This is a genomic window from Xenorhabdus innexi (genome assembly GCF_002632485.1).
Classification (GTDB): domain Bacteria; phylum Pseudomonadota; class Gammaproteobacteria; order Enterobacterales; family Enterobacteriaceae; genus Xenorhabdus; species Xenorhabdus innexi.
The window spans coordinates 11,539-14,794 of the sequence record NZ_NIBU01000071.1; the positions used below are offsets into that span (position 1 = coordinate 11,539).

Here is a 3,256-nt window from a genome sequence, read left to right on the forward strand (position 1 = left end):
TGCTCTTTAACAATCTGGAACAAGCTGAAAAATTTGAAACACTCAGTGATTTTGCTGTTTGACAGCAAGGTGATTGAGGAGTCTCTCAAAACCCCAATCCGAAGACACCTTCGGGTTGTGAGGTTAAGCGACTAAGCGTACACGGTGGATGCCTAGGCAGTCAGAGGCGATGAAGGGCGTGCTAATCTGCGATAAGCGCCGGGAAGGGGATATGACCCGCAAGACCCGGCGATACCCGAATGGGGAAACCCAGTGCAATCCGTTGCACTATCGTTTGATGAATTCATAGTCAAACGAGGCGAACCGGGGGAACTGAAACATCTCAGTACCCCGAGGAAAAGAAATCAACCGAGATTCCCCCAGTAGCGGCGAGCGAACGGGGAGGAGCCCAGAACCAACAACGGCTTGTGTGTCAGTGGAAGCGCCTGGAAAGGCGCGCAGTAAAGGGTGATAGCCCCGTACACGAAGACGCATAAGCCGGGAGTTCGACGAGTAGGGCGGGACACGTGGTATCCTGTCTGAACATGGGGGGACCATCCTCCAAGGCTAAATACTCCTGACTGACCGATAGTGAACCAGTACCGTGAGGGAAAGGCGAAAAGAACCCCGGCGAGGGGAGTGAAAGAGAACCTGAAACCGTGTACGTACAAGCAGTGGGAGCACCCTTTGGGGTGTGACTGCGTACCTTTTGTATAATGGGTCAGCGACTTATATTCTGTAGCAAGGTTAACCGTATAGGGGAGCCGCAGGGAAACCGAGTCTTAACTGGGCGTTAAGTTGCAGGGTATAGACCCGAAACCCGGTGATCTAGCCATGGGCAGGTTGAAGGTTGGGTAACACTAACTGGAGGACCGAACCGACTAATGTTGAAAAATTAGCGGATGACTTGTGGCTGGGGGTGAAAGGCCAATCAAACCGGGAGATAGCTGGTTCTCCCCGAAAGCTATTTAGGTAGCGCCTCGTGAATTCATCTTCGGGGGTAGAGCACTGTTTCGGCTAGGGGGTCATCCCGACTTACCAACCCGATGCAAACTGCGAATACCGAAGAATGTTATCACGGGAGACACACGGCGGGTGCTAACGTCCGTCGTGGAGAGGGAAACAACCCAGACCGCCAGCTAAGGTCCCCAAGTCATGGTTAAGTGGGAAACGAAGTGGGAAGGCTCAGACAGCCAGGATGTTGGCTTAGAAGCAGCCATCATTTAAAGAAAGCGTAATAGCTCACTGGTCGAGTCGGCCTGCGCGGAAGATGTAACGGGGCTAAACCATGCACCGAAGCTGCGGCAGCGACGCTTAGGCGTTGTTGGGTAGGGGAGCGTTCTGTAAGCCGTTGAAGGTGAATCGTGAGGTTTGCTGGAGGTATCAGAAGTGCGAATGCTGACATAAGTAACGATAAAGCGGGTGAAAAACCCGCTCGCCGGAAGACCAAGGGTTCCTGTCCAACGTTAATCGGGGCAGGGTGAGTCGACCCCTAAGGCGAGGCTGAAAAGCGTAGTCGATGGGAAACAGGTTAATATTCCTGTACTCGGTGTTACTGCGAAGGGGGGACGGAGAAGGCTATGTCATCCGGGCGACGGTCGTCCCGGTTTAAGCGTGTAGGTGGGCAGTCCTGGTAAATCCGGACAGCCGTTAACACTGAGGCGTGACGACGAGGCACTACGGTGCTGAAGTGACAGATGCCCGGCTTCCAGGAAAAGCCTCTAAGCATCAGGTAACATTGAATCGTACCCCAAACCGACACAGGTGGTCAGGTAGAGAATACTCAGGCGCTTGAGAGAACTCGGGTGAAGGAACTAGGCAAAATGGTGCCGTAACTTCGGGAGAAGGCACGCTGGCGCGTAGGTGAAGGGACTTGCTCCCGGAGCCGAAGCCAGTCGCAGATACCAGCTGGCTGCAACTGTTTAATAAAAACACAGCACTGTGCAAACACGAAAGTGGACGTATACGGTGTGACGCCTGCCCGGTGCTGGAAGGTTAATTGATGGGGTTATCGCTTTGCGAGAAGCTCTTGATCGAAGCCCCAGTAAACGGCGGCCGTAACTATAACGGTCCTAAGGTAGCGAAATTCCTTGTCGGGTAAGTTCCGACCTGCACGAATGGCGTAATGATGGCCAGGCTGTCTCCACCCGAGACTCAGTGAAATTGAACTCGCTGTGAAGATGCAGTGTACCCGCGGCAAGACGGAAAGACCCCGTGAACCTTTACTATAGCTTGACACTGAACACTGGTCCTTGATGTGTAGGATAGGTGGGAGGCTTGGAAGCGTGGACGCCAGTCTGCGTGGAGCCATCCTTGAAATACCACCCTTTAATGGCTGGTGTTCTAACGTAGGCCCGTTATCCGGGTTGCGGACAGTGTCTGGTGGGTAGTTTGACTGGGGCGGTCTCCTCCCAAAGCGTAACGGAGGAGCACGAAGGTTAGCTAATCACGGTCGGACATCGTGAGGTTAGTGCAAAGGCATAAGCTAGCTTGACTGCGAGAGTGACGGCTCGAGCAGGTACGAAAGTAGGTCTTAGTGATCCGGTGGTTCTGAATGGAAGGGCCATCGCTCAACGGATAAAAGGTACTCCGGGGATAACAGGCTGATACCGCCCAAGAGTTCATATCGACGGCGGTGTTTGGCACCTCGATGTCGGCTCATCACATCCTGGGGCTGAAGTAGGTCCCAAGGGTACGGCTGTTCGCCGTTTAAAGTGGTACGCGAGCTGGGTTTAGAACGTCGTGAGACAGTTCGGTCCCTATCTGCCGTGGGCGTTGGAAGATTGAAAGGGGCTGCTCCTAGTACGAGAGGACCGGAGTGGACGCACCACTGGTGTTCGGGTTGTCATGCCAATGGCATTGCCCGGTAGCTACGTGCGGCAGAGATAACCGCTGAAAGCATCTAAGCGGGAAACTTGCCTTAAGATGAGTCTTCCCTTGTCCCTTGAGGACACTGAAGGAGCGTTCGAGACGAGGACGTGGATAGGCTGGGTGTGTAAGCGTTGCGAGACGTTGAGCTAACCAGTACTAATGAACCGTGCGGCTTAACCTGACAACACCGAAGGTGTTTTAGGGTGTTTGAGAGAAAGACGAAGTTTCAAAGAGAAAATGCGGCATGAAAGCCGCAAGCAGCTTGTTCGGGATTGAAAACAGGATTTGTCTGGCGGCAATAGCGCGGTGGTCCCACCTGACCCCATGCCGAACTCAGCAGTGAAACGCCGTAGCGCCGATGGTAGTGTGGGGTCTCCCCATGTGAGAGTAGGACACTGCCAGACAT

General features: G+C 53.8%; 2 rRNA genes. Both read left to right on the plus strand.

The annotated features are described in order from the left end of the window. Window positions 1-121 precede the first annotated feature (121 nt). Window positions 122-3,031, plus strand: a 23S ribosomal RNA gene (locus tag Xinn_RS23755). Between the two features lie 107 nt (window positions 3,032-3,138). Beyond that, window positions 3,139-3,254, plus strand: a 5S ribosomal RNA gene (gene rrf, locus Xinn_RS23760). Window positions 3,255-3,256: the final 2 nt, after the last annotated feature.